Annotated in this window: 1 pseudogene; it reads right to left on the reverse strand. The window is 61.1% G+C overall.

The features are described 5' to 3' along the window. Window positions 1-202: pseudogene (locus KJQ96_RS39220) on the reverse strand (carboxymuconolactone decarboxylase family protein); the annotation flags it as partial. Window positions 203-265: the final 63 nt, after the last annotated feature.

The following is a 265-nucleotide window of genomic DNA, read 5'->3' on the forward strand; positions in this document are numbered from 1 at the left end:
TCCAGCCGACCTGGAGGATCGCGAGTTCACGCAGGCGGGGATGGAGCTTGCTCTTGAAGCGGATATAGCCGCCGATGCCGTTGAAGGCGCGCGCCATGTCGGGCGAGTTCACCAACAGCTTGTGGAGGTTGGTGTTGCGCTTGAGCATGTCGCGGTATTCGGGCGCAACCTGATCGGCTTCGAGATAGGGCAGGCGGGCCATTTTGTTGTTGTCCTTGTTGGCGATACCGGCTCGGGCTCACCTAGCCGTAGCGCGCTTTGTGCT

The organism is Bradyrhizobium sp. sGM-13, assembly GCF_018398875.1.
Classification (GTDB): domain Bacteria; phylum Pseudomonadota; class Alphaproteobacteria; order Rhizobiales; family Xanthobacteraceae; genus Bradyrhizobium.